Genomic DNA, 26702 nt, shown 5'->3' on the forward strand with positions numbered 1-26702 from the left:
CTCTCCTTTAAATTTTACTTTTACAAGGGTGTCCTGAATTTGTAGAAAATATACAGAAAATATATCTGAAGGATCATGACTTCTAGAAATACAAAAAAGAAATGTCCGACAAGATGACAACTTACATCTCTCGAACATTTCTAGTTTGTTTCGTTTAGAAGGGTATCATTCATTAAATCTTTTTCCAGTATGGTCTCTTGAAGTAGGGAAGTAAGACCCGAGTATCGTTCTGTTTCATCTGATCGTTCAACAGCCCAAGTAAACGCTTCTTGTTCTCCACACAGGATCAGATATTCTTTACTTCTCGTTATTGCAGTATATAATAAGTTCCGTTTTAACATTCGGTAGTAGCTTTTTAAGACAGGCAGAACGACGATCGGATACTCACTTCCCTGCGATTTATGGATCGAACAGCAGAAAGCATGAGTAAAGTGATGAAATTCACTTCTTTTATACGTTACCTCAATCTCATCAAAACTGATGACGATCTGATCTTCTTTATCCGTGTTCTCTCTTGCATAGATAACAGCAACGATCTCACCGATATCACCATTGAACACCTGATCTTCAGGTTGATTGACGAGCTGAAGCACTTTATCTCCTTTTCGATAAAACACATTTGCCACCTGTAACTGACGCTGTTTTTGTTTCTCCGGATTAAACAGACGCTGAAGTTCCATATTTAATCGATCAATTCCAACAGGCCCTTTGTACATAGGTGCTAACACTTGAATATCTCGAGAACTGTATCCTTTTTTAATCGCATTTTCACAAACTTGAAGGATAGCTTGAAACACTTGTTCACCGGAACATGCAAAAAAACGTCTGTCGTTCTGTGGGACAAGCAGATCTTGAGGCACGTTTCCGTTCTTCATCTCATGAGCTAACCGGATAATAGATGATCCTTCTGCCTGTCTATAAATATCCACTAAACGAGATTGTGGAACATGCTGTGCTTGCAGTAGATCTTTTAGTACTTGACCAGGACCAACTGATGGTAACTGATCTTCATCCCCAACAACAATGATCTGGATATGAGATGGCAGAGCTTTTGCTAAAGAATGAGCAAGCCATATGTCGACCATCGACATTTCATCGACGATCAAAAGTTTTCCGTCAATGGGTTCATCTTCATTTTTTTCAAAGGTACCTCCACCTTTCCATCCTAACAAGCGATGGATCGTGTGAGCGGGTATTCCTGTAGACTCGGTCATACGCTTTGCCGCTCGACCTGTTGGAGCAACGAGTAAAACTGGAAACGACTCTTTCTTTCCTCGGTAATCATCTGGATTCAAACTTACGCCATGAATCTCACTATAAAGTTCGACGATTCCTTTAATTACGGTCGTTTTCCCTGTTCCAGGTCCTCCTGTCAGAACCATTAAAGAAGAGGTTAACGCCTTCTTAATAGCCTCTTTTTGACTTTTGGCATACTTCATGTTGAGTCTTTTTTCAAGAGCTGCTAGCTCAGATTCCAATTTTGAATCCTCTATGTGATAATCATTTTTCTGACTATGTAATAATTGATTCATTTTTTGAGCAAATCCACGCTCAGCGAAATAAAGGGATGGCAGGTATACAACGTTCTCTTTTACGATCAATCGCTGCTCAGTCTCCATATCTTGAATCTCTCGAAAAATACTCATCTCATCTACCGTATTCTTACCATCTGCTAAAAGCTTTCTTACCCCTTCTAACAGTTGGTCCATCGGAAGGTATGAGTGTCCAAGCTCTGTTCCTTGATCACGAAGCACGAACTGACAAGCAGCTTGAATTCGTTTTGGATGGTTGACTTGCATCCCATTTCCTTTTGCGATCTCATCAGCCCGGTGAAACCCAATTCCAGAAACGTCTTCGATCAGTCGATACGGCTCGTCTTTAATGATCTTTACAGCATCATCCTGATACGTTTGAAAGATTTTCATCGCAAGATGAGGTCCGATCCCATAGGGTTGGACCACCATCATCACTTGATCTAATCCTCGATTCTGCATGAGGGATTTTTGCAAACTTTGTGCTTGTTCTTCTGTTAGCTTTGGAATCTGACTGATATATTCCGGTGATTCTAAGAGCTTAGTGATCGCATCGTTTCCCATTACTTCTACAATATGCTCGGCAGTCTTCTTACCGATCCCTTTAAACAGATCGCTCGAAAGATACTGAATCATCGCTTCCTTGGATTGAGGCATTTCTTTTTGAAATAGTTCAACCTCATATTGCTTACCATACTTCGGATGATCTTTAAATTTTCCATAAAACACATAAAGTTCATCTTCTCTTAACGGAGGAAGGATGCCTGTGATCATGATTTCTTTTTCATTGTAATTTTCGTTCGTCTCTTTTACCCGTATTCTAGCGACCGTATAGAGACTCTCTGTTTGATGATAAATTGTAGAGATCAACGTACCTTTTATATACTTTTTTAATTCCGTCGAATCATCTTCTAAATGAAAAGAAGGCTGCTGTGCCATAAAGCACCCCCTTTAATGGTTGGTGTTTTTACTTTCGATATTTCGTTTTCCATTCCCTGCAAGATAATGATCGGGCTGGATGTCTAACGCTCTTTGAAAAGCGTTTAGAGCATCTGCATTTTTATCAAAATAACTATATGTTACGCCTAGATTGTACCAAGCATCGGCATGTGTATCATCGCGCTCAACAACTTTTTCAAAGGTTGTTGATGCAGACTCAATATCCCCTGTTCGCGCCTGACAGAGACCGAATTGAAACAATGCTTCATGGTCTTGATCGTTGAGCTCAGTTGCTCTCATTAAATAAGGAAATGCAAGCTTATGTTCACCTAGTGAAACGAACGACATGCCTGTCATAAAGTGAGTGTCACTATCTTTCAGACCGCCTTTGAGCGCTTCTTGAAACAATTTTGCACTCTTAGAGAATTCTTCAAGGTGGTAGCAGGCAATACCCGCACCATAGTATGCAGCAACTGCATTTTCGTCGAGCGATAACGCTTTATCAAAGAATTGAATCGCTTTTTCGTGTTCATGAACAGCAGAAAGCAGATTTCCGAAGTTAATATAATGTACTGGATCTTCTGGATCTGCCTCGATCATGGATTCCAGACTTTTTGCTGCTTCTTCAAACTTTCCTTTTTGTAAATATTCCAGACCTTTTGAAGGTTCCATCTTCATTACCCCCACTTTTAATTTCCTTCAAAAGTATAACAAATGAAGGCAGCTGGCGCATAATTTTTTGTGGTGGCTTATATTGGCGCTCGTATTTCTCGATGTCGCTCGTCCAGCGAGCATTTAATGCCGCTAAGACGAGCTTAATATTGTATCTTAATTCCCTTAAAAAGATAGGCTGTTTTCAAAAAGATTGTGGCTTATAATCTTTTAGTATTTACTTCTTTGACTGTTGATTGAAGTGTAAGATGAGAGACTCCTGCGGGACAGGTAGGCAGGTGAGACACTTAATAGTGAAACGTTCAAATGTGGCTCACCGCCTGCCCCGCGGAAAGCGATCATCTGGAACGGAAATCAACTACTTCCAAAAGCAACATAGGTTACGAAAACAGCAAAAAACTGGCTTACTAGTTCATTTCTTGTCCTAGTAAGCCAGTTTTTCCACATTCTTTTATAGATAAGTGATCGCTTCGTCGTTTTTGTATACCGTATCGATCGTTGCTCCGCCTAGACAAACATCTCCATCGTAAAACACGACAGCTTGTCCAGGTGTGATCGCACGCTGTGCTTCATCAAAGACTACGTGCAGCGTTTCGTCCTCCATCACGTGAACAGTTACACCCATGTCAGGCTGACGATATCTGAACTTCGCCGTACACGTAAACGTAGCAGGCAGCGGTTTGTCAGAAACAAATCCTGCCTTTACCGCTTTTAGGCTGTCAGAATAAAGCTTTTCGTTGTGAAATCCTTGTTCGACATACAATATGTTGTCTTTTAAATTCTTACCGACGACAAACCAAGGATCTCCGCTTCCACCGATTCCGAGACCGTGACGCTGCCCGATCGTATGGTACATCAATCCATCATGCTTGCCTTTTACTTCACCTTCAAACGTTTGCATCTCACCAGGCTTTGCAGGCAGATACTGACTTAAGAATTCTTTAAAGTCTCTTTCACCAATAAAGCAGATTCCTGTTGAATCTTTCTTCTTAGCTGTCGCAAGTCCCGCTGCCTCCGCAATTTTACGGATTTCAGGCTTCTTTAACTCACCGATCGGAAACAATACGCGACGTAATTGTTCTTGAGAAAGCTGGTTAAGAAAATAAGTTTGGTCTTTATTCTCATCAACGCCTCGAAGCATCTTAACTTCTCCATCTATTTCAGCCACACGTGCATAATGGCCAGTAGCTACATAATCTGCACCTAAGTTCATGGCATGCTCCAAGAAAGCTTTAAACTTGATCTCCTTGTTGCACATCACATCAGGATTAGGTGTTCGTCCTGCTTTATATTCTTCCAAAAAGTACGTGAATACTTTATCCCAGTATTCTTTTTCAAAATTCACCGCGTAATATGGAATGCCGATCTGGTTGCAGACCGCAATCACATCGTTGTAATCTTCTGTTGCTGTGCATACGCCATTCTCATCGGTATCATCCCAGTTTTTCATAAAGATCCCGATCACATCATAGCCTTGCTCTTTCAGTAGCAGTGCGGCAACGGAAGAATCCACACCGCCGCTCATTCCAATAACTACTCGTGTATCTTGAGGTGCCTTTTTGTTTGATTCTGTTTGCATCGTGTCCACCTCATTTCATTCATATGACAATCATTGTAACTTATTTTGCTAAACGTTTCACGATTTTTGCTGTCTCATGGGCAGCGTATTCAATATCTTCCAATTTATTGCCTAGACCAAAGCTAAAACGAACAGAAGATTTCGTACGATCATCATTACCAAACATCGCTTTTAAAACGTGGGAAGGTTCGTGCGAGCCAGCCGTACAAGCTGATCCACTAGAAGCTGCAATACCAGCAAGATCTAGATTGACTAGGAGCACTTCTGTTTTAACACCGTGAAAGCTAACGTTTAGAATATGCGGAAGAAAATGTTTTGAACTTCCATTTTCGATGAATGATACATCTTCTTCTAGCCATATTCTTTTCATCGTATCTCTGAACGTTTTGTATTGTCTGAAGCGTTCTTCTCTTTCTTTTTCTGCGATAGATGCCGCTTTTCGTAAAGCTGCGATTCCTGCTACATTTTCTGTTCCAGCACGGCGCTTACGCTCTTGTTCACCGCCGAACCCTTGAGGAAGAAATGGAACTTCTTCTTTCACAAATAGAAATCCTGTTCCTTTTGGGCTATTGATCTTATGACCAGAAGCACTTAACAGATCAATGTTCAGTTCATTTACATCGATCGAGATCAAGCCATAAGCTTGAACCGCATCGGTATGAAACAAGATCTCTTTTTCCTTTAACATACTTCCGATCTCTTTTATGTCTTGTGTTGTCCCTGTTTCATTGTTGCAATACATGATCGAAACGAGAATCGTATCTTCTCTTAGAGATCTTTTCAGTTCGTCTAATGAAATTCTGCCTTCCTCATCAACGGACAAGTAAGTTACATCGTAACCTCTCTTTTCAAGCTCATGAAAGGTATGAAGTACAGCATGATGTTCTACTTCTGTTGTGATAACATGCTTTCCTTTCTTCTCAAGAACAGAGACTGTCCCAAGAATAGCAAGGTTATCACTTTCTGTACCACCGCTTGTGAAAATGATCTCATTGCGTGAAGCACCAATGGAAGCTGCAATCATGGATCTCGCATCATCAAGAGCTTTACGAGTCTGTCTTCCGTATTGATGAATGCTAGAAGGATTCCCAAAATGTTCAGTTAGAAAAGGAATCATTTCTTCTATGACTTCAGGATGAACAGGAGAGGTTGCAGCGTGATCTAAATAAACGTTTTTCATTGCTCATTTCCTTCCTATATATAAAACATGTAAGCGTCCTGTGCGCCCTCATCTTCATAGTTCGCCAAATCTTCAAGTGTTGTTGAATCTAACACATCTTTTACAGCATCTCTAATTTTAATCCAAAGATTTCTTTTCGCAGGCTCTTCATCATCCAATACTTCAACTGGAGAGATCGGTCCTTCAAGCACTCGGATGATATCTCCAGCAGTAATCGTGGATGCTTCTTTTGCCAGCATGTACCCACCATACGCACCCCGGATACTTTTTACAAGTCCTGCATTTCTGAGTGGGGCGATAAGCTGCTCTAAATAATGTTCAGATAGACTGTATTCTTTTGCAATTAATTTCAATGCGATCGGACCTTCACCTGATCTCTTTGCTAATGCCATCATGATGGTTAATCCGTACCGACCTTTTGTTGATATCTTCATATCGTTCACTCCGTTCTAAAACAAACTTCACTAATTTTTGGCAATATGGAAGGGTCCTGCCCACGATTGCTCCTATCGTTACACAAAAAAGGATCGTTCCGAACGAAACGGGTCCTTTTAACATCCAACCAAAAAACAGAACAACAAATTCCATTAAGAGTCGAATATTTGAAACTTTCATCCCTGATTTTTCTGTAAGAGCAAGCATCAGACTATCTCTTGGTCCTGCACCACAGTCTGATGATATATATAGACCGATTCCAAAACCTAAGATTAAGATTCCTATGATTAAGAACATCCATTTCCCAAAACCTGTTACAGGATCATGAAAAAAAGGAAGCCATAAATAAAAGTCAATAAACAAGCCAACAGACACCATATTTAAAAAGGCACCTGATTGAGGTTTCTTTTTAGTTAATAAGGATGTAGCTAAGATGACGAAAAATCCCATTATGATCGACCATGTGCCTATGGAAAGTCCAAACTGTGCAAACAATCCGATATGAAGAACGTCCCACGGAGCACTTCCGAGGTCTGCCTTAATCATAAGCGCGATTCCGAAAGCCATAATAAATAATCCAATAAAAAATACAGACCACTGAAACAAAAATCTGTTCCATCCTGAATGCTTTTGGTCTTTCACTGTGCAAAATCCTTCCCTATTAAGTTGTCTCAATTCGGTTAATTCCATAAGTCTAAAGCTTATTATAGCATGAAATCATTTCAACTTGCATGATGGACTATTGTATAGTATTGTCATATGACGATTAGAACAAGTGTACGGAAGGATGATTGTAATGGACTTGTTTTCTTACAAAGACGAAAGCTCCCATTCATTAAAAAGACCTCTTGCCACCAGAATGCGTCCAAGAAAAATAACGGAATTTATCGGTCAAGAGCATATAGCTGGTGAAGGTAAGCTTTTGAGACGGGCAATAGAAGCCGATCAACTCACTCCGATGATTTTCTTTGGGCCTCCTGGTACAGGTAAAACAACATTAGCTAAAATTATTGCGAATTCCACATCTGCATGGTTTGAACAACTTAATGCGGTTACGTCAGGAGTCGCTGATCTAAAGGTCATTATGGGAGCTGCTAGAGAACGCCTGTTATTAGAAGAGAAAAAGACAGTGCTCTTTATCGACGAGATCCATCGTTTTAACAAAAGTCAGCAAGACGCTCTCCTTCCATATGTAGAAGATGGATCGGTTATCTTAATCGGTGCAACAACTGAGAGCCCTATGTTCGAGATCAACCCCGCTCTCTTATCAAGATCTCGTTTGTTTCGATTTGAACCACTAACAGATGAACACATTTCAAAAGTGATTCAGCAGGCTCTTTCTGATAAAGAAAGAGGATATGGCAAACATCCGATATCCATGAAGAAAGAAGCAATCGATCATATTGTTTCTATTGCGAACGGAGACGCAAGGACTGCACTTAATGCGGTGGAACTTGCTGTATTAACGACGAAACCAGACAAAGACGGAAACATTACGATCACACTAGAAATCGCTGAAGAATCCATTCAACAAAGAGTCCTTCAATATGATAAAAAAGGAGACAACCATTATGATACAGTCTCTGCTTTTATTAAAAGTATACGTGGATCAGACCCGGATGCCGCTCTATATTGGCTTGCTAAAATGATCTATGCGGGCGAGGATCCTCGTTTTATTGCCCGCCGATTGCTCGTTCATGCAGCAGAAGACGTCGGTCTCGCTGATCCTAACGCGTTACTTGTTGCACATGCTGCTAGTTATGCGGCCGATTTTATCGGTATGCCTGAAGCTCGAATTCCACTTGCAGAAGCTACCCTTTACTTAGCCACTGCTCCAAAAAGCAACAAAGTGATAACAGGAATTGATAAAGCACTTGATGCAGTCAAAAAAGAAAAAACAGGTCTCGTCCCGATCCATCTACGTGATGCTCATTATAAAGGAGCAAAACAACTTCAACATGGTGAGGACTATAAATATCCACATAATTTTGAAGATGGGTATGTACCACAGGAATATTTACCGAAACATCTGCAGGGTAAAACGTTTTACGAACCTACTGAACGTGGCTTTGAAAAGAATCTTAAGAAGCGTCTCGACTATTTTAATGAGCGTAAGAAAAAGGGAAAGTAAATCTATGAGACTTGATAGCTTAGCAAACTAGCAAAAGATCTTCAGAAGTGTGTATAGGATTCTCTCTGATTGGTAAACATGAAAATATCAAATGAATATTTTTGTAGCTAAGGAGAGGATTACCGTGTCAAAAATCAGACAGGACGCCTGGTCAGAAGAAGACGATCTATTGCTTGCCGAAACGGTCTTACGCCATGTGCGTGAAGGAAGTACACAGTTACATGCTTTTGAAGAGGTAGGAGATAAATTAGAGCGTACGAGTGCAGCAGTTGGATTTAGATGGAACGCAATCGTGAGAAAAAAATACGAACAAGCATTAAAGATTGCTAAAAAGCAAAGAAAAGAACGTCAGCGTGCGCTAGCAAGGTCACAACAGCAACAACAACAGTCAAAACCTGCAGCAAAGCCTTTACAATCGAATAATACTCCACAGATGCACGATGATGAAACCTATCATCCAGAAGAGTTCTTCAGAACACCTTTTTCGTATGAAAGAAACACACCAGCACAAGCTCCAGTTGCTTCGTCACCTGCAGTTCCAGAACAACAGAGTTTTGTACAGCAAACTGAAGCGGAAGCACCAGAAGTTACGAGCTTACAAGGATCGCAGCAATCTTCCACACCGTTCGCCTACCGTCAAGCTTCACAAGCTAGCAATGAACAAAGTCTGACACTTGATGAAGTCATAGATTTTCTGAATGGTTTAAAGCGAAACGGAATGTCGAGTGGCAAGCTCGTTCAAGAAAACATGGAACTTCGTCTTCAGATGAACGAGTTAATGCAGCAGAACAAAGTGATGAAAGATCAGCTTTCTGTTCTAGAGAAAGAGCACCAAACGGTTCAGGAAGATTATCAAGCACTGATCCAAATCATGGATCGCGCAAGAAAAATGGTACTGTTCCAAGACGAAGATACGAATCCGAACGTTACCTTCCGTATGGATAAGAACGGAAATCTAGAGAAACTAGCAAAATAAAATTAGATGACTCATAGGGTTTAGCCTACGAGTCATTTTTTTGTGCGGTATTTCGCCTTCAAATCGGATAAATTATTTTATCTGCGGAATTATTTAGGTTATACCCGGAAATATTTCAAGTTACCCTTTAATTTATGGAGATTACACCGTAATAATTAGGATTGTTCATTTGAGAAAAACATTTCTCCGCTCCGTGCTACTGGTAAGTACAAATCCTCACACCATCAGTTATGAGTATTCATACATTCAAGAAAAAACGAAAAAAAGTCTAAAAACTGTCAGAACCTCTTTTCATCAAATTATCGTATTCTTTCAATCTTGATATTATTATCTTCAATGATTTTGTTGATCACATAACCTGCCATGTAAAGTCCTGAAACAGATGGTACAAATGCGTTTGAAGATGGCGGCATCTTCGCTTTACGGATGCCAGGAGCGTTCTCAGGTACGATCTCTTTTCGAATCTCTTCACGAATCTGAATTGGCTTTTCATCTGAAAAAACGACAGGGATTCCTTTTGTGATTCCTTCTTTTCTCAGACGCTGTCGAATGACCTTAGCGATCGGGTCATAGCTCGTCTTAGAGATATCAACGATCTGAAGACGTGTTGGATCCAGTTTGTTTGCCACACCCATACTAGAGATAATTGGTATCTTGCGGTTTAAACATTCTTTCATGAGGTGGATCTTATAGGAGATCGTATCCGATGCATCTACTACAAAATCAAGTCCATATTCAAAAATTTGTTCATATGTTTCTTCTGTATAAAACATCTTAAGCGCGATAACTTCACACTCTGGATTAATAAGTGCGATTCTTTCTTTCATAAGATCTACCTTCGGCTGTCCAACGGTATTCACAAGTGCATGTATTTGACGATTCACGTTCGTGATATCGACATCATCTTTATCGATAAGGATTAGTCTTCCAACTCCTGATCGAGCTAGTGCTTCTGCTGAAAAGGAGCCCACTCCTCCGATTCCAAGCACAGCAACAGTTGAGTTTTTTAAGACGTCTATTCCATCTTTTCCGATGGCAAGTTCATTTCTTGAGAACTGATAAAGCATATTATTGAATTCTCCTTTCAAACGTGCACGTAAAATAAAGAAAATGCATCTTTATCAGCATATCCACTTTTGAAAACAAAATCAATACGCTTACTTGGTTTTTTTCGCACAAAAAAATGAGCCCCAAAAATGCCGTATCCCCTTAGTTTTGAACCTGCTCTCGCAGGTGGGTGCCCTGTTTCGCATTTTGTCCGTCCCCTAGCTTTCAGGGCATGGACGCTGTGAGAAAACACAAACTCCCTAATACTTAATGTTGGCTCAAAACTTCGGGTTGTTAACGGTCACCATAGGACCCATCGCTTAAATTCATACTATCACACGAATAAATCAAATACAAGACAAAATGTGTCTCTTTATAAAACGATTCGTATTTTTCTAAATATTCACTTACTTGGTTTCTTGCTTCACTTTTACAGATAGGTGAAGTTCATCAAGCTGCTTTTCGTTTACAGCAGATGGTGCATTCGTCAGTAAACACGATGCGGAAGCTGTTTTCGGGAAAGCAATCGTGTCTCTTAAATTACTTCTTCCAGCAAGTAACATCACCATACGATCAAGCCCTAATGCAATTCCACCATGTGGAGGCGTTCCATATTCAAAAGCCTCTAAAAGGAATCCAAACTCCTCACGAGCTGCTTCCTCTGTGAATCCTAATGTTTTGAACATTTTCTCTTGAACGTCACGTTGGTAGATACGCTGAGATCCTCCGCCAAGCTCATACCCGTTAAGAACTAAGTCGTATGCTTGCGCTCTTACTTCAGCAGGGTTGGTATCCATTAAGTGAAGATCTTCTGTCTTTGGCATCGTGAATGGATGGTGAAGCGCCACAAAACGGTCTGCATCCTCATCGTATTCAACAAGTGGGAAATCAACGACCCACAAGAAATTGTACTTCGATTGGTCGATCAGATCTAAATCTTTTGCTAGCTTTTGTCTTAACGCGCCTAAGCTGTCTGCTACAACGGACGGCTTATCTGCTACAAACAACAACAGATCGCCTTCTTCTGCTTGTAGTGCGTTCGTTAAGTTAGCAGCATCTTCTTCATTAAAGAACTTTGAAATAGGTCCTTTTAATCCTTCTGCTTCTACTTTCATCCAAGCAAGGCCTTTTGCTCCGTATCGAGCAGTGAATTCAGTGAGACCATCAATATCTTTTCTAGAATAATTTGCTGCTTTTCCTTTAACGTTGATCGCTTTAACTTGACCACCGTTCTCCACTGCTGCTGCAAATACTTTAAATCCAGAACCTTTAACAATCTCTGAAACGTTGATCAGTTCAAGACCGAAACGCGTATCCGGCTTATCTGAACCATAACGGTCCATCGCTTCTTTATAGGTCATTCTTGGGAAAGGCTTCGGAATCTCTACACCTTTAACCTTTTTTACAAGTCCAGTCATCATCTCTTCCATCATAGCTAAAAGTGGTTCTTGGCCCATGAAAGAAGTTTCGATATCGACTTGAGTAAATTCTGGCTGACGATCTGCACGCAGATCTTCGTCTCTGAAGCAACGAACAATCTGGTAGTATTTTTCGAAACCAGAAACCATTAGCAATTGCTTAAATAATTGTGGAGATTGCGGCAATGCATAGAATTCTCCCGGGTGCACACGGCTCGGTACTAAATAGTCACGCGCTCCTTCAGGTGTGCTCTTCGTAAGCATCGGTGTTTCCATCTCCATAAATTCATCGTTTTCAAGGAAATCACGGATATAGCGAGTTACTTCATGTCTCATCTTCAATGTTTCCTGCATGATCGGACGTCGAAGGTCCAGATAGCGATACTTCAAACGGATATCTTCTGTAATATCCATATCTTCGCTGATGGAGAAAGGTGGTGTTTTCGCACTGTTTAAAATCTTAACTTCTTCACCAGAGATTTCAATCTTACCCGTATTCATAGCTGGGTTAACCGTGCTTGGGTCACGCTCAAGCACTTTTCCTGTAATCGTAAGAACATATTCACTTCTTACTTTTTCAGCCGTTTCTAACGCTTCAGGTGATACTTCCGGAGAAAAGACGATCTGAACAACTCCAGAACGGTCACGCAGGTCGATGAAGATCAGTCCACCTAAGTCACGTCTTTTTTGTACCCAACCTGTTATTGTTACTTTTTCACCGATAAATTGTTCTGTAATCTTTCCGCATTGATGTGTGCGATATTCCATGAGATGTGTCCTCCTTTTTTACCTTGCTTTTAAAAATGTGCTCAACTTCTCGATCGCTACTTCCGACTGTTCTCCGGAATCCATGTTCTTCACATTGATGATTCCTTTTGATAGTTCTTCTTCACCTAGGATCGCTACAAACTTTGCTTTTAAGCGGTCAGCTGCTTTAAATTGAGCTTTCATTTTTTTATCTAAGTAATCTTTGTCACTCTTAATGCCTGCTTGACGAAGCTGACTTAAGATCTCTACTGATCTCCGCTTGGCTTCATCACCTAGCGCAACAACGTAACAATCTATTTCTTCTTCTGTTTCAAGTGTGACACCTTCTGCTTCAAGTGCTAATAACAAACGTTCTAAGCTCATCGCAAAACCGATACTTGGCGTAGCCGGTCCGCCTAGATCTTCAACAAGACCATTGTATCTTCCGCCTCCACTAAGTGTTGTGATGGCACCGAACCCTTCAGCTTCACTCATTATCTCAAATGCAGTGTGGTTGTAATAATCAAGTCCACGTACGAGTGTCGGATCGATCACATAATCGATGTTCATCGCATCCAAGCTCGTCTTCACTTCTTCAAAGTACGTTTTCGATTCTGCGTTTAAGTGTTCAAGAATCGAAGGAGCACTCTTCATGAGTTCATGCTCTCGATCTTTTTTGCAATCTAGAATTCTTAAAGGATTCTTCAATAATCGATTTTGACAATCTGAACAAAATTCATCGATTCTAGGTTCAAAGTGTGCGATCAAAGCTTCTTTATGAGATTTACGGCTCTCAGCATCACCTAACGTATTCAATACAAGACGGAGTTTTTTTAGACCTAGCTCTTGGTACACCGTCATCGCAAGTGAAATTACTTCTGCATCAATGGCAGGATCGGCAGACCCCATCGCTTCAATACCGAATTGTACAAACTGACGATATCGACCAGCTTGAGGTCTTTCATATCGAAACATAGGTTGGATGTAAAAGAGTTTTACAGGCTGTCCTGGTAGCCCAAACATTTTATTTTCAACATAAGAGCGAGTTACAGGTGCAGTCCCTTCTGGTCGAAGAGTTAAGCTGCGGTCGCCTCGATCATTGAACGTATACATCTCTTTTTGAACGATATCTGTTGAATCGCCTACACCCCTTTGAAACAGATCTGTGTGTTCAAAGATCGGTGTTCGAATCTCTTTATAATTGAATCGCGCTGATACTTCTTTTGCTTTTTGTTCGATCAGCTGCCATTTTTCCACTTCTCCTGGGAGTATATCTTTCGTTCCCCTTGGAATGTTAATACTCATTTTCTTTCATCCTCCCGTTTTTTGGTTGTTCGTTAAAGATAAGAGGCTGTTCTCTTCTCTTTGTTGCTCTTGTAAGTGTTGATTTCCGTTACAGGTGCTCGCTTTCCGCGGGGCAGGCGGTGAGCCACATTCGTAAGTTTCACTTTTAAGTGTCTCACCTGCCCACCTGTCCCGCAGGAGTCTCGCACCTTTCACTACAATCAACGAAGTCAGTGAAGATTAAAATCAATAAGAAACAATCCTATCGCCTTTTATAAAAAAAACAAATAAAAAAATCCCGTCCCTTATGAAATCTGTCATTTCATAAGGGACGGGATTTTCCCGCGGTGCCACCCTGCTTCGAAGCTAAAAATAGCTTCCTCATTTATGCAAGTAACGATTGCCCACGTGTAACTCTACTGAGGTCAAAACTTAACCGTTCGAATTAAAACCTATGAAGTGTCTTTCACTTTATCATCAGGGAGAGATACTTTCAGCCATGGTATCTCATCTCTTACCCTGTGGGGTAAAGCTACTTTTCTTCGTCATCAGTTTTCATTTTGGAATTGTAGATTATCATACTTTTAGATGGGGTGTGATGTCAATAGTTTTCACGTTTTATTTTTTTCTTTAACTGATTCACTTGATACAGATTCATTCCAAATTCTTCAGCAAGCTCCATCGTGTTTGCTGATTTTTCAAGAGAAAGAAAATCATGAAAGCTCAGCTGCTTCCATTGAGGGATTCCTTCTATGCCTTTCCGGTTCTGCCTCATACAAAAAACCTCCACCTTTTTGATTTAGTCTTTCCATCAAGGCGAAGGTTTCATTCATTTAATTTTTAGAATCCATGATTAAGGTTACCGGTCCATCATTGGTAAACGACACATCCATCATCGCGCCAAAAACACCTGTTTCCACATGTACACCTAAACTCTTAAGCTTGTTATTAAAATAGTCATACATCGTTATTGCATGGTCTGGTTTAGCAGCTTCCATAAAGTTTGGACGTCTTCCTTTTTTCGTGTCACCAAATAACGTGAACTGCGAAATAGATAGGATGCTTCCTTCTGTATCTATTAAAGAATGATTCATCTTTTCATTTTCATCTTCAAATATGCGAAGATTTACGATCTTTTCTGCTAAATAGTCCGCATCTTTTTCTGTATCTTCATGTGTAACACCAACTAAGAGTACAAGGCCTTTATCAATTCTGCCTCTTACCTCAGAATTCACCAAGACCTTCGCCTCTTTAGAACGCTGTAATACTACTTTCATTGCAGAATCACTTCCTTAACTCCTATTGCATCAATCTTCTAACCGCATAAATGTCAGGAATTCTTTTAATTCGTTCGACCACTTTTTGAAGGTGGCTGACGTTGTGAATCGAGATCGACATGCTGATCGTTGCCATCTTGTTGCGATCTGACTTGCCGCTAACGGCTGTAATATTCGTTTTCGTTTCCGCAACTGCATGCAGAACCTCATTTAGGAGACCACGGCGGTCAAAACCATTGATCTCAATATCAACGTTATAATTTTTCGGTTGCTCTAGATCGCCTTCCCATTCTACCGGTAAAAGCCGTACTTGTGCATCTTCGTTGTGGATGTTAACACAATCCTCACGGTGAACAGAAACACCCCTGCCTTTTGTGATATAACCAACAATGTCATCTCCAGGAACAGGATTACAACATTTTGATAATCGAATCAGCATGTTATCAATGCCTTTAACCACAATGCCAGAATCTGTTCTACGTTTTGGTTCAGGCTTTTCAGCAGAGTCTCTTATCGCATCAAGCAACTCAGAATTATCAGGGTCCTGCTCTTTTTTACGGCGGACTTTATCCGTTAATCGTGTGGCAATCTGTGCAGCTGTTATACCGTTGTAACCTACAGCAGCGTACATATCTTCTTCGCCTGCAAAGTTATACTTTTGAGCCACATATTGAATATTGTCATTCGTAAAGATGTCTTTCAGATCATAACCGCGATTCTTTATTTCTTTTTCAACAAGCTCTTTGCCTTTTGCTACGTTTTCTTCTCTTCTCTCGCGCTTAAACCATTGACGAATCTTGTTTTTCGCATGAGAGCTCTGTGTGATCTTCAGCCAATCCTGACTCGGACCATAGGAATGTTTGCTCGTTAAGATCTCGATAATATCTCCCGTTTTCAAACGGTAATCTAACGTGACCATCTTTCCGTTCACTTTTGCACCGATGCATCTGTTACCGATCTCAGTATGGATACGGTATGCAAAATCAATAGGCACCGACCCTGACGGAAGCTCGTATACATCTCCTTTAGGAGTGAACACGAACACCATATCAGAGAATAGATCGACCTTAAGAGATTCCATAAATTCTTCAGCATCTACAACATCGTTCTGCCATTCAAGAATTTCACGGAACCATGTTAATTTATTTTCAAATGAGCTGACAGGAGCTTTCGTTGCTCCCTCTTTGTATGCCCAGTGTGCTGCGATCCCGTATTCAGCAACGCGATGCATATCAGACGTTCTGATCTGGACTTCAAGCGGGTCCCCTTTTGGCCCGATTACAGTCGTATGAAGAGACTGATACATATTTGCTTTAGGCATAGCGATATAATCTTTAAAACGTCCTGGCATCGGCTTATAAGCCGTATGGATGATACCAAGGGCAGCATAACAATCTTTAATATTCTGAACGATAATACGAACAGCTAAAAGGTCATAGATCTCATTGAACTGCTTTCCTTGTTTAGCCATTTTTCGATAGATGCTATAGATATGTTTCGGTCTTCCAGAGATATCAACTTGAATGTTGACTTCTTTAAGTTTGCTCTTCATCTCATCCATCACTTGATGAACATACTCTTCCCGTTCCGCACGCTTTTGCTGCATCAAGTTAACGATTCTGTAGTATTGCTGTGGATTTAGGTATCTTAAAGAAACATCTTCAAGCTCCCACTTTATCGTCGAAATCCCAAGGCGATGGGCAAGCGGAGCGAAGATTTCAAGGGTCTCATTCGCTTTTTGGATCTGTTTTTCTTTCGGCATATGCTTTAATGTGCGCATATTGTGAAGTCGGTCAGCCAGCTTGATCAAGATACAACGAATATCTTGGGCCATCGCTACGAACATCTTCCGGTGGTTCTCAGCTTGCTGTTCTTCTTTAGACTTGAACTTGATCTTCTTCAGCTTCGTTACACCATCAACAAGCATTGCCACTTCTTCATTGAATTGAGTGGAAATATCTTTTAGTGTGATCGGTGTATCTTCAACTACATCATGAAGAAACCCTGCTGCTACAGTCACAGGATCCATCTGGAGATTCACCAGAATGGCTGCTACTTCAACAGGATGATGAATATAGGGCTCTCCCGATTTACGGAATTGTCCCTCGTGTGCATTTCTTGCGTATTCATAAGCCTTCGTGATGAAGCTTAAATCGTCTTTAGAAAGATAGCTCTCCGCTTTTTGCAATACTTCCTCAATCGTCATGGAATCACCTTACGTTGTCATTGTATATTGCTTCTATTATCGTTAAATTGGTCCTTCATGTAAAGCGAAAAACGAAATTTGTCGAATGATTGGGCAGATTTTGTGACAGGATTGTAAAAAAAACACTGTTATCGTAATACATTGTTGCTCTTAAAAGTAAGTTGATTTCCGTTTCAGACGCTCGCTTTCCACGGGGCGTGCGGTGAGCCTCCTGCCGCTTTGCGCCACTAGGAGTCTCCACCTGACCGCTCGTCCCGTAGGAGTCTCGCATCTTCCACTTCAATCATCTTTACAATGAAGTGAATAACAAAAAGAACTTGGAAGTAACAACCCTTCTGAAAAGAAATTAAAAAAGAGCTCCTTCAAGAAGGAACTCTCTCATCATTTTAGTATTGAGTTAAAGTGAAGATATCATAACCTGAAAGTTTTTTACGGCCATCTAGGTAAGTAAGTTCGATCATGAAGGCGATTCCTGCAACTACTCCGCCAAGCTCTTCTACAAGCTTAATCGTTGCTTCGATCGTTCCGCCTGTTGCGAGTAAGTCGTCTGTGATCAAGACTCTTTGTCCTGGTTTGATCGCGTCTTTATGCATCGTTAGCACATCTTTACCATACTCAAGACCGTAATCGACTTTGATCACTTCACGTGGTAGTTTACCTTCTTTACGGACAGGAACGAATCCTAGTCCTAACGTGTAAGCGACAGGGCAGCCTACGATAAATCCACGTGCTTCAGGTCCGACGATCACATCAACCTGTTTTTCTTTTGCGTATACAGCAATGTCATCCATTGCTTGTTTATATACTGCACCATCAGACATAAGCGAAGTAATATCTTTAAAACGAATGCCTTCGATTGGGAAATTCTCTACTACTGAAATAAACGGCTTATAATCCATGAATCTTTGCCTCCTGAAAATTACAAACTGGCTTTTGGCCGTGTTTGTTCTGTAAACCAGCTTTTTAAAGAATGATAAGAAGAGTAAACGAGCTGATTTTCAATGTCTGCTTGTTCAAACTTTTTCTGATAGGTTTCAGAGCTTTCTAATTCTCGTTTGCTAGGTTCTTTGTTAATGAAAATAACACCATCGTCTATTGTAACAAAATCCAGCTCAAAAAACACCTTTGACATGAAATCTATTGTTTCTTTCGACCAGCCTTTCCATTTCGCCAGTTCTGCACCATCCCTCTTCACGTTAAAGGTTTTCCTTTTTGCAAGAAATCCATAGAACCATTTGAAATGCTCTCTCGTTGGTAACGTCGTGAAAAAGTGTTCTGTACTCTGATGAAACACCGCATAGATCCTTGAAGGTTCACCGATCGTTTCCAGCCATTCTGAAAAGCGAGTTAGAGAAGGAGGAACATCTAAGAAGACTAAATTCTTATCTTTAAAATAATCCTCAGGTAGAGTCAATAACTCATCTTCACCGATCATTTGATCAGATAGCGCTACAAAATCTTTATGCGTTACTGTTTCTTCTTCAAACGCGATAAAACATGTTTTCGAGTACGGCAGACCGATCAACCTTTTTGCAGCATCTTTAAGACCTCTGTAATCAAAAAGTTGAAAATGATTGACAGAAAGATCTTCAAGAAGAAGCTGAGGCTTTCTATAGCCGTTCCATTCGTTCAGTTGGATCTGTCCAACGATCGAAACCAACGAATAAGGAGTCATCTCTTCTAACAAGCTACCCTTTTGAAAGCCAATGCAATCGAGAACTGATAGCTCACCGTTTCCTACCTGTAACTTAAGGTGATTGGACTGACTTCCTATCTTTTTCATCTCACGGATCGGGACTTCTTCAACCATTACACGAGGCGATGGGTTTCCAACACCAAAAGGAGATAACGTACTTAACAGCTCAACCGTTTCTAGTGATATCTCATTTAATCTTGCTGTAAGATCGATCGTTGTAACCGGCAGATAGTCTTCTGGTTTTAAACATTCCTTAGCTTGCCGGATAAGCCTGCTTCTTAATTCATCAACATCATGCATGGAAAGTGTCATTCCTGCTGCCATCGGATGTCCACCGAAATGAGGAAGAATGTCCCTAGATCCTGAAAGGTTCTCAAACATATCAAATCCTTTGATGCTTCGCGCGGACCCTTTTGCCGTTTCCTTTTCAGGATCCAAACAAAGCACGATCGTAGGGCGATAAAATTTTTCAACCAGTCGTGAAGCGACGATACCAATAACACCTGGATTCCAGCCCTCTTTGGCGAGGACTAGCACTTCATTCTCATCAGGAGAAAAACTTTCTTCGACCATTGCGATCGCTTCTTTTGTGATCTCGTTTACGATTCCTTGACGTTCTTTGTTTACAGAATCGATCTCTTGTGACAACATGGCTGATTCGTCTCGATCAGTTGAAGTAAACAGTTCCACCACTGGCATCGCTGAACCAAGTCTTCCTGCTGCATTCACTCGCGGGCCGATCGCGAATCCTACATCTTCAGCAGTCAATTCTTTTTCATAAAGTCCCGCTACTTTTAGCAGTTCTTGCAATCCGATCTTATCCGTTTTCGAGAGTGCCTCTATCCCGAGTTTCGCGATCACTCTATTTTCATCAACAAGCGGAACAAGGTCCGCTATTGTTCCAATGCATGCGTAATCAAGCAAATGTAGAGGTGGCTTACCATGAAGGGCATGTGCTACTTTAAATGCTACACCTACACCTGCGAGACCAGAAAAAGGATATGTACAGCCCGGTTTCTTAGGATTGATAATGCTATAAGCATCCGGCAATACAGGAGGCGCCTCATGGTGGTCCGTGATAATGAAGTCTAGCCCGATCTCTTTTGCGATATTAGCTTCATGTACAGCTGAGATTCCTGTATCAACGGTTACCACGAGTGAGTAACCATCCTCTTTCGCTTTTCTTAGTGCAGGCTCATTCGGACCATAGCCTTCTGTAAAGCGGTTCGGAATATAATAGTCAAACTGTGCGCCGAGTTCTTTCAGTGCATAATACATAACCGTTGTACTGCTTACACCATCTGCGTCATAATCGCCAAAAATTAAAATCTTCTCATTCGATTCTACAGCTCTATGTATCCGCTCAACGCTCTCTTTCATCCCATCCATCATGAATGGATCGTGAAATTGGTCGGTACCTATATTTAAAAATGCTTCTGCTTTCTCTATCGTTTCAATTCCTCTGACAACCAATAGATTCGCGATCAGAAGAGGGATATCTAATTCTTGTGACAACCATTTTGCCTTTTCTTCAGATGGTTCTTGTATCTCCCACCGTGTTCTAGGCTCCAACATAAAAATCACCTCTTAACCTATTCATTATACAAAACAGGATAAGAGGTGACAATTTATGAATGATATTTACGTTAAATTTCTGGCTCTGCTTCAACTGGACGCGTTTTTTTCGATTTCATCTGTCGTGATTTCATAACGTACCACAACTGAGAAGCGATAAAGATGGAAGAATACGCACCAAATGTTAGACCGATCAGCAAGGCGATCGAGAAGTTTCTGATTGAGTCAGCTCCAAAGATCAATAGTGCAACTGCTGCGATAATAACCGTTAGAACGGTATTGATCGAGCGACCCAACGTTTCATGAATACTTCTGTTTACGATTTCAGCCAGTTTTTCTTGTGTTCTTACTTTTTCAAGTTTCATGTTCTCACGTATTCGGTCGAACGTAACGATCGTGTCGTTGATTGAGTAACCAACAATCGTAAGAACCGCTGCAATGAATGGAAGGTCCACTTCTATCCTGAAAATGCTGAATACGGCAATGATCATAAATGCATCGTGCAATAAAGCCACTACAGAGGCAACAGCCATGCTCCATTCAAAACGGAAAGCAACATAGATGATGATACCAACAGAAGCAATAAGTACGGCAAAAAACGCATTCTGTGCTAATTCACGGCCAACCGTTGGCGTAACCGTACTGATACTCGGCGTTTCACCATATTTCTCTTCAAAGTGACTGTTGATCTTCACTACTTCGTCCTTTGATAAAGCCCCTTTAAAGGAAACATTTGCTTGATCATTTTTTCCTGCAAGTACGACCGCTTCAGGTTCAAGCCCAAGTGACTTAAACTCTTCTTCTACACTTTCATTGGTAAGTGTTTCATTCGCTTGAATATTTACACGCGATCCACTATCAAAATCAATACCAAGCTTCAATCCAGCTGTAAGCAAGAATACGATTCCAATGACCGTAAGGAGAGTCGAGATGATGAAGTAAAGGTTTCTGTTTTTTACAAAGTCGTAATTAAAGCTCACGGATGTCACTCTCCTTTACACCAAACAAACCTGGCTTCTTATCCATTACACGAGACTGTACCCATAACCCTAGGAAAAGTCTTGTACCGAAAACGGCCGTGATGAAACTTGCCAGAACTGAAATAATTAAAACCAACGCGAACCCTTTTACTGAGCTTGTTCCATACGCGAACAACACAGCCGCTGCAAGGATCGTCGTAATGTTTGCATCAAAAATCGTAGTGAATGAACGACGATTTCCTGCTTTAAACGCACTTAACACAGATTTCCCGCTTCTTAGTTCCTCTTTGATCCGTTCATACGTGATGATGTTAGCGTCAACCGCCATACCCACTCCAAGAATAAGAGCTGCGATACCCGGAAGCGTTAGAACTCCGTTCATCAGATAGAAGATGGCTAGGATCAACCAAATATAGATAGATAGCGTAAGGACCGCAATGATTCCTGGTACACGATAGAAGATCAGCATGAATAAGAAAATCACTGCAATTCCGATAAAGCCAGCGAATACCGTTTCATTTAATGCTTTCTCTCCGAACTTTGCTCCAACTGATGTTGAATATACTTCATCAAGTTTAACAGGAAGAGCACCGGCGTTTAAGATTTTTGCTAAACTCTGTGCTTCTTCAACAGAGAACTGCCCTGTGATGGTTACATCTTTTTGAGTAAGTTTTTCATTTACATAAGGAGCAGAAATATACTTTGGCTGTTTTCCAGCAAGTTCTTTCTTCTGTTCTTCTTTAAATGAGTCCCCTTTTTCATAATCTAACCAAATAACCATGATGTTTTCACCTTGGGACTGACGCTGAAGAACTTCTTCTGTAATTTCAGCAAACTTATCTGCGTCTTTTAGCTTAAGGGAAACGATCGGTTTATTATTTTGAGACTCAAACGTTTGTTTTGCACCATTTCCTTCTAAATCTGAACCATCTAAAAGCACCTTATCATCCACATCTCGGAATGTTAACTCTGCTTGTGTAGATAATAGTTCACGTGCTTTGTTCTGATCGGTTACACCAGCAAGCTGAACTCGAATTCTGTTGTCTCCCTCGATCTGAATCTCAGGCTCTGAGACACCTAACACATTGATACGGCTGTTTAATGCTTCAACCGTACTCTTTAATGTTTCCTGTGTAATTTTTTGATCTTTTTTCACAGGTTCAACATCGTAAAGTACTTCAAAACCACCTTGGAGATCTAGTCCAAGCTTTGTACCTTTTACGATCTTTTCTGTTGTAAGCCCGATTAGTGCTGCGAACATGATGAGCACAACAAAAAAGATGACGATCTTACTCCTTTTTACCACTTCAAGAAACCTCCTTCATGCTGCATCAAAAAACAACACTATGAATAAGTACGAATACTAACCCTTCCCATTATAGCGATTGTTGTTTTTTTCTGTCAATTTGTCCTGTGAATGTTCATAAATAAATCATAATAAATAAAGGCTGCTTTAATTTTCGCTCCAGGTTACTCGCTTTGCATTAATAGAACTTCATTAAGGTTATCAAAAGAACAAGGCTGCCCAAAAGTAAGTTCTACTCTTGAGTCAGCCCCTCTTCTTTATATGAGCGTATCGTTAGCCACGTCATAAAATCATTTAATGAAAGAGCTAAAATTGTGTCAACCAATGCGTAGAGACGAGGCTCAACTTTCTTTTTCTTTAATTTAGACTGAACACATTCCCATATTTCCTCTTCTGTTACACTTTCATACCCCAAGTAATGAAATTCTTCTTTTTTACTTTGTACCGCTGGTTTGACTTCGTTCTTCCATACCGCAAAATGTGTATTCTCCATTTTATAGTCTCTCCTTTCGAGATAAAACAAGCTGTCATGACGGTTCACTCTACTTGCATATAGTGATATATAAGATTGTCCAAGAAGGGACAGGTTAAGATGACAAAACAAACACTCGTGCAAGGAACGATTCTGCTAATATTAGCAGGTCTAGTAACAAAAATACTCGGCTTCGTTAATCGAATCGTCATGGCTCGTGTCATGGGTCACGAAGGTGTCGGCCTCTATATGATGGCAGTGCCTACGTTCTTATTAGCCGTAACGTTAACAAGGCTAGGTCTGCCGATCGCCATATCAAAACTAGTAGCAGAAGCAGATGCGACAGGAGATCGTTCGAAAGTAAGAAAAATTTTGATCGTATCTTTAGCCATCACAGGAATTTTAAGCATTGTGATCACGATCGCTTTGTTTATCGCTGCTCCGTTATTAGCAGAATACTTCTTTACTGATCATCGTACGATTTGGCCGTTGCTCGCCATCGCACCTGTAGTACCTGTCATCGCAGTCTCCTCGGTTTTAAGAGGGTATTTTCAAGGTCTTCAGAACATGAGACCTTCTGCTTATTCACAGGTCATCGAACAGGTGGTCCGAATTGCTCTCGTAGCATTATTAACAGGTCTATTTCTTCCATACGGCGTAGAATATGCGGCAGCTGGCGCAATGATCTCTGTTATTATCGGTGAGCTCGCATCACTTCTTTATATGTTTTCCATGTTTAAAGTGAAAAAGAAGATGCGCATCCGAAAAGGATTTTTTAAGCAGTTGAAGCAAGGTCATGAAACGATGAAAGACCTCCTTAATATCGCTCTCCCAACAACGGGGAGTCAATTGATCGGTTCTATTTCCTACTTTTTTGAACCAATTGTAGTGGCAAATAGTTTAGCGATCGCTGGAATCACTACGGCTGTTGCCACTGCGCAATACGGAGAACTTGCAGGTTATGTTATACCACTTTTGTTTCTGCCAACGTTCATTACGTATTCTCTTTCGATCTCTTTAGTACCTGCTATCAGTGAAGCGAACGCACAAAAAAAATACCACTTAATTGAACATCGTCTGAATCAAGCACTCAGGCTCTCCATGTTATCTGGCGGTATTGCGGCCGTAATTATGTATGTATACGCGGTACCGATCATGGACTTAATGTATGATTCACCGGCTTCCGCGTCCTATGTAAAGATCATGACACCTTTTTTCTTTTTCCTTTATTTTCAAGGTCCGTTACAAGCCGTACTTCAAGCTTTGAATCTGGCCCGTTCCGCAATGATCAACAGTCTCATTGGTGCTCTTGTAAAGTTAACAGCGATTTTTGCTCTAGCTACCCGACCCGAGTTTGGGATTATGGGAGCAGCACTTGGAATCGTGATCAGTATCGTCGTCGTTACTCTGCTTCATTTTGCTACAGTCATCAAAGCCATCAGTTATACGATCGTGGTAAAAGATTTTGTTTTATGCCTGCTTTCGATCTTTATAACAGGAGGAGTGGCAGTTTATCTGTATCAGTACATGATGCCGCAGTTTTCCCCCATACAAGGTCTAACAATATGCGTAACCGCAACATGCGGTATCTATTTGTTTGTTCTCGTCTTCTTTAAACTTTTAGGTAAAGAAGATCTTAAACACATACCTTTCATCAAAAGATGGATCTAAAACAGCCAGTTTGGCTGTTTTATTTTTTACTGTTCAGTTCGTCAACATATAATGTCCCATCTTCATTCAGTGTACAGAACGAAATGTTCTTTATCTCTTTAAATCCAACCTTCTTTAACTCTTGTCTTAACCAAAAAGACGTCTTATCCATTTTTTCAAGATTATCTTCTAAGATCTTTCCGTCCAAAATTAGAGGCATGATCATTTGGATCGGTGTATTTTCAGATTCCTCATCTTTTTTTATTATTGAGAGTTTGCCCGTTGTTTCTAAGATTCCAAATTCAACTTCGTTCAAACTTCTAATATTGTTCTCACGTAATTGAGTTAAAAGATCATCAAAGTTGTACCGCTGCTTCTTCATCTCATGTTCATCCACTTGTCCTTCTTTTATGATTAATGAAGGTTTACCGTCAACGATCTCTCTCATCCTTCTGCTCTTTAATGAAACAAGAGCCAAAATAAGCTGGATGCTCAACAAGACAAAGATGGACACGAGGGAATTCAACATGGGAATCGTAGGATCTTCAATTGAGATTACGGCTAATTCTGCGATCATGATCGAAACAACAAAGTCAATAATCGATAACTTTCCCATCTCGCGTTTTCCCATCATTCGAAAGATAACCATGATTAAAAAATAGATAAAAAGCGTCCTGAAAATAATCGTATACAGTTCCATGATTCCCCTCCTTCCATAGTACGTTACATGTTCATTCCATTTCTTAGTGTGGCACAGATATGAAAAAACATGATACGCAGGTTTTGCCAAATAAAAACCAATGGAAACGAAAGGGAAAATACTTGCTTGTACTTCTAATTTTTCCGTTGTCTGAATAAAGTATATAGAAAGCTTCTAGGGATAAGGAGGATCAAAGATGGGGATTAAACACATGGCTTCTTCTATGGGACGGGGTCTGATTGCTGTTCTGCTAATGATCATGCTTTGCAGTTTAGTGCTCTCACTATTGCTGCGGTTTACAGGGCTAACAGAAGGGTCGTTAAAATGGGTGACAGTAGGTCTTTCTTTTTTATCATTATTTATTGGTGGGTTGATATCAGGTAAGAAAGGTCAGAGTAAAGGTTGGCTGTTAGGTGGAGGTACAAGTCTCTTGTTTTCTTTTTTTGTTTTTCTTGTGCAATACTTAGGCTATCAAAGTACGTTCAACTCCTCTCAGTATATGTATCATGCTCTTTTTCTTTTATTAGCAATCATCGGTGGCATCATGGGTGTCAACTTAAGCAGTCATAAGCAAACATATAAATAAGACCCGTATGAACGGGTCTTTTTGTTATAATACTGCTTCTTCTTTTACTTCACGGATCGCATTACGATCGAATGTTAACTTTGCGCCATCGTTCGAACGAATAACAGCGATGTTATCATCGATGCTGTCTAGTGTTCCGTGTAGTCCACCGATCGTTACAACTTTGTCGCCCTTTTTAAGGTTAGACTGCATCTCACGAACCGCTTTTTGTCTCTTTTGCTGCGGTCGGATCAACAGAAAATAAAAAATTGCAAACATTAAGATAATCGGCAATATTCCTCCAAGGTTTCCCATACTATTTCACCCCTTTCTAT

22 protein-coding genes, 1 other RNA gene, 1 pseudogene and 1 other annotated feature are annotated in these 26702 nt (G+C 40.6%); of the genes and pseudogenes, 4 read left to right on the plus strand and 20 right to left on the minus strand.

Annotated features, from left to right (window positions below):
- Positions 1–140: 140 nt before the first annotated feature.
- The 6 genes from ACNJYY_RS14620 to ACNJYY_RS14645 all read right to left on the minus strand — a co-directional run bounded on the left by ACNJYY_RS14620 (position 141) and on the right by ACNJYY_RS14645 (position 6979).
- A complete protein-coding gene (locus ACNJYY_RS14620; RefSeq protein WP_416729061.1) occupies positions 141–2471 on the minus strand; it encodes an ATP-dependent RecD-like DNA helicase in 2331 nt (776 codons plus the stop codon).
- A gap of 12 nt (positions 2472–2483) precedes the next feature.
- A complete protein-coding gene (locus ACNJYY_RS14625; protein WP_416729062.1) occupies positions 2484–3143 on the minus strand; it encodes a tetratricopeptide repeat protein in 660 nt (219 codons plus the stop codon).
- A gap of 451 nt (positions 3144–3594) precedes the next feature.
- Complete coding sequence (gene mnmA / locus ACNJYY_RS14630; RefSeq protein WP_416729063.1) at positions 3595–4722, minus strand: tRNA 2-thiouridine(34) synthase MnmA; 1128 nt, start codon at positions 4720–4722, stop codon at positions 3595–3597.
- A 40-nt stretch (positions 4723–4762) separates the two neighbouring features.
- On the minus strand, positions 4763–5902 hold the full coding sequence (locus tag ACNJYY_RS14635) for a cysteine desulfurase family protein (protein ID WP_416729064.1): 1140 nt from the start codon (positions 5900–5902) through the stop codon (positions 4763–4765).
- Positions 5903–5916: 14 nt separating this feature from the next.
- Positions 5917–6336 (minus strand): cysteine metabolism transcriptional regulator CymR, encoded by a 420-nt coding sequence (gene cymR / locus ACNJYY_RS14640; protein WP_144698865.1) that lies wholly within the window; start codon positions 6334–6336, stop codon positions 5917–5919.
- Positions 6269–6979 (minus strand): YczE/YyaS/YitT family protein, encoded by a 711-nt coding sequence (locus tag ACNJYY_RS14645; RefSeq protein WP_416729065.1) that lies wholly within the window; start codon positions 6977–6979, stop codon positions 6269–6271. The genes cymR and ACNJYY_RS14645 overlap by 68 nt, the downstream gene beginning before the upstream one ends.
- A 154-nt stretch (positions 6980–7133) precedes the next feature.
- On the opposite strand from ACNJYY_RS14645, the gene ACNJYY_RS14650 reads away from it, so the two are divergent.
- Together ACNJYY_RS14650 and ACNJYY_RS14655 are read left to right on the plus strand one after the other, a co-directional pair.
- Complete coding sequence (locus ACNJYY_RS14650; protein ID WP_416729066.1) at positions 7134–8468, plus strand: AAA family ATPase; 1335 nt, start codon at positions 7134–7136, stop codon at positions 8466–8468.
- Positions 8469–8592: 124 nt separating this feature from the next.
- A complete protein-coding gene (locus ACNJYY_RS14655) occupies positions 8593–9444 on the plus strand; it encodes an RsfA family transcriptional regulator (RefSeq protein WP_416729067.1) in 852 nt (283 codons plus the stop codon).
- 299 nt (positions 9445–9743) lie between these two features.
- Here the strand turns inward: ACNJYY_RS14655 and ACNJYY_RS14660 are convergent, their stop codons facing one another.
- From ACNJYY_RS14660 to ACNJYY_RS14715, 12 genes and pseudogenes are all read right to left on the minus strand, one after another.
- Positions 9744–10511, minus strand: a complete 768-nt coding sequence (locus tag ACNJYY_RS14660) for a ThiF family adenylyltransferase (protein WP_416729068.1) — start codon at positions 10509–10511, stop codon at positions 9744–9746.
- Positions 10512–10627: 116 nt separating this feature from the next.
- Positions 10628–10807: non-coding RNA, 6S RNA (gene ssrS, locus ACNJYY_RS14665), on the minus strand.
- 91 nt (positions 10808–10898) lie between these two features.
- Complete coding sequence (gene aspS / locus ACNJYY_RS14670) at positions 10899–12677, minus strand: aspartate--tRNA ligase (RefSeq protein ID WP_416729069.1); 1779 nt, start codon at positions 12675–12677, stop codon at positions 10899–10901.
- An 18-nt stretch (positions 12678–12695) separates the two neighbouring features.
- The gene (gene hisS / locus ACNJYY_RS14675; protein WP_416729070.1) at positions 12696–13961 is read right to left on the minus strand and encodes a histidine--tRNA ligase; all 1266 of its coding nucleotides are present in this window, start codon (positions 13959–13961) and stop codon (positions 12696–12698) included.
- Positions 13962–13993: 32 nt separating this feature from the next.
- Positions 13994–14119 carry a hypothetical protein gene (locus ACNJYY_RS14680; protein ID WP_416729071.1) on the minus strand — a complete coding sequence of 42 codons (126 nt, stop codon included), beginning with the start codon at positions 14117–14119 and terminating at the stop codon, positions 13994–13996.
- 145 nt (positions 14120–14264) lie between these two features.
- Positions 14265–14498 (minus strand) — a binding site (T-box leader).
- Between the two features lie 43 nt (positions 14499–14541).
- Positions 14542–14715, minus strand: coding sequence for a hypothetical protein (locus tag ACNJYY_RS14685; protein ID WP_186320473.1), 174 nt, complete (start codon positions 14713–14715; stop codon positions 14542–14544).
- A 58-nt stretch (positions 14716–14773) separates the two neighbouring features.
- Entirely contained in the window at positions 14774–15217 is a 444-nt protein-coding gene (dtd, locus tag ACNJYY_RS14690; protein ID WP_416729072.1) for a D-aminoacyl-tRNA deacylase, read from the minus strand.
- 22 nt (positions 15218–15239) lie between these two features.
- Positions 15240–17423, minus strand: coding sequence for a RelA/SpoT family protein (locus ACNJYY_RS14695; RefSeq protein ID WP_416729073.1), 2184 nt, complete (start codon positions 17421–17423; stop codon positions 15240–15242).
- A gap of 386 nt (positions 17424–17809) precedes the next feature.
- Entirely contained in the window at positions 17810–18322 is a 513-nt protein-coding gene (locus ACNJYY_RS14700; RefSeq protein ID WP_144698846.1) for an adenine phosphoribosyltransferase, read from the minus strand.
- Between the two features lie 20 nt (positions 18323–18342).
- Entirely contained in the window at positions 18343–20694 is a 2352-nt protein-coding gene (recJ, locus tag ACNJYY_RS14705) for a single-stranded-DNA-specific exonuclease RecJ (protein WP_416729074.1), read from the minus strand.
- 71 nt (positions 20695–20765) lie between these two features.
- Positions 20766–22980, minus strand: a pseudogene (gene secDF, locus ACNJYY_RS14710) (protein translocase subunit SecDF).
- A 232-nt stretch (positions 22981–23212) separates the two neighbouring features.
- A complete protein-coding gene (locus tag ACNJYY_RS14715; RefSeq protein WP_416729075.1) occupies positions 23213–23473 on the minus strand; it encodes a post-transcriptional regulator in 261 nt (86 codons plus the stop codon).
- Positions 23474–23572: 99 nt separating this feature from the next.
- On the opposite strand from ACNJYY_RS14715, the gene spoVB reads away from it, so the two are divergent.
- Positions 23573–25123, plus strand: coding sequence for a stage V sporulation protein B (gene spoVB, locus ACNJYY_RS14720; protein WP_416729076.1), 1551 nt, complete (start codon positions 23573–23575; stop codon positions 25121–25123).
- A gap of 19 nt (positions 25124–25142) precedes the next feature.
- On the opposite strand, the gene ACNJYY_RS14725 is transcribed toward spoVB, so the two are convergent.
- Entirely contained in the window at positions 25143–25802 is a 660-nt protein-coding gene (locus ACNJYY_RS14725; RefSeq protein ID WP_191751823.1) for a DUF421 domain-containing protein, read from the minus strand.
- A 196-nt stretch (positions 25803–25998) separates the two neighbouring features.
- Here ACNJYY_RS14725 and ACNJYY_RS14730 point away from each other — a divergent pair, with 196 nt between their 5' ends.
- Entirely contained in the window at positions 25999–26388 is a 390-nt protein-coding gene (locus tag ACNJYY_RS14730) for a TIGR04086 family membrane protein (protein WP_225218661.1), read from the plus strand.
- Positions 26389–26412: 24 nt separating this feature from the next.
- On the opposite strand, the gene yajC is transcribed toward ACNJYY_RS14730, so the two are convergent.
- Positions 26413–26682 carry a preprotein translocase subunit YajC gene (gene yajC, locus ACNJYY_RS14735; RefSeq protein WP_144698838.1) on the minus strand — a complete coding sequence of 90 codons (270 nt, stop codon included), beginning with the start codon at positions 26680–26682 and terminating at the stop codon, positions 26413–26415.
- Positions 26683–26702: the final 20 nt, after the last annotated feature.

Source organism: Fictibacillus tiangongensis, assembly GCF_048083785.1.
GTDB lineage: Bacteria > Bacillota > Bacilli > Bacillales > Fictibacillaceae > Fictibacillus.

Excerpts from the sequence above, each read along its gene's own strand:
- ACNJYY_RS14620 (WP_416729061.1), bottom strand. The coding sequence starts at position 2,471 with ATGGCACAGCAGCCTTCTTTTCATTTAGAAGATGATTCGACGGAATTA.
- ACNJYY_RS14625 (WP_416729062.1), bottom strand. The coding sequence starts at position 3,143 with ATGGAACCTTCAAAAGGTCTGGAATATTTACAAAAAGGAAAGTTTGAA.
- mnmA (WP_416729063.1), bottom strand. The coding sequence starts at position 4,722 with ATGCAAACAGAATCAAACAAAAAGGCACCTCAAGATACACGAGTAGTT.
- ACNJYY_RS14635 (WP_416729064.1), bottom strand. The coding sequence starts at position 5,902 with ATGAAAAACGTTTATTTAGATCACGCTGCAACCTCTCCTGTTCATCCT.
- cymR (WP_144698865.1), bottom strand. The coding sequence starts at position 6,336 with ATGAAGATATCAACAAAAGGTCGGTACGGATTAACCATCATGATGGCA.
- ACNJYY_RS14650 (WP_416729066.1), top strand. The coding sequence starts at position 7,134 with ATGGACTTGTTTTCTTACAAAGACGAAAGCTCCCATTCATTAAAAAGA.
- ACNJYY_RS14660 (WP_416729068.1), bottom strand. The coding sequence starts at position 10,511 with ATGCTTTATCAGTTCTCAAGAAATGAACTTGCCATCGGAAAAGATGGA.
- aspS (WP_416729069.1), bottom strand. The coding sequence starts at position 12,677 with ATGGAATATCGCACACATCAATGCGGAAAGATTACAGAACAATTTATC.
- hisS (WP_416729070.1), bottom strand. The coding sequence starts at position 13,961 with ATGAGTATTAACATTCCAAGGGGAACGAAAGATATACTCCCAGGAGAA.
- ACNJYY_RS14685 (WP_186320473.1), bottom strand. The coding sequence starts at position 14,715 with ATGAGGCAGAACCGGAAAGGCATAGAAGGAATCCCTCAATGGAAGCAG.
- dtd (WP_416729072.1), bottom strand. The coding sequence starts at position 15,217 with ATGAAAGTAGTATTACAGCGTTCTAAAGAGGCGAAGGTCTTGGTGAAT.
- ACNJYY_RS14695 (WP_416729073.1), bottom strand. The coding sequence starts at position 17,423 with ATGACGATTGAGGAAGTATTGCAAAAAGCGGAGAGCTATCTTTCTAAA.
- ACNJYY_RS14700 (WP_144698846.1), bottom strand. The coding sequence starts at position 18,322 with ATGGATTATAAGCCGTTTATTTCAGTAGTAGAGAATTTCCCAATCGAA.
- recJ (WP_416729074.1), bottom strand. The coding sequence starts at position 20,694 with ATGTTGGAGCCTAGAACACGGTGGGAGATACAAGAACCATCTGAAGAA.
- ACNJYY_RS14715 (WP_416729075.1), bottom strand. The coding sequence starts at position 23,473 with ATGGAGAATACACATTTTGCGGTATGGAAGAACGAAGTCAAACCAGCG.
- spoVB (WP_416729076.1), top strand. The coding sequence starts at position 23,573 with ATGACAAAACAAACACTCGTGCAAGGAACGATTCTGCTAATATTAGCA.
- ACNJYY_RS14725 (WP_191751823.1), bottom strand. The coding sequence starts at position 25,802 with ATGGAACTGTATACGATTATTTTCAGGACGCTTTTTATCTATTTTTTA.
- ACNJYY_RS14730 (WP_225218661.1), top strand. The coding sequence starts at position 25,999 with ATGGGGATTAAACACATGGCTTCTTCTATGGGACGGGGTCTGATTGCT.
- yajC (WP_144698838.1), bottom strand. The coding sequence starts at position 26,682 with ATGGGAAACCTTGGAGGAATATTGCCGATTATCTTAATGTTTGCAATT.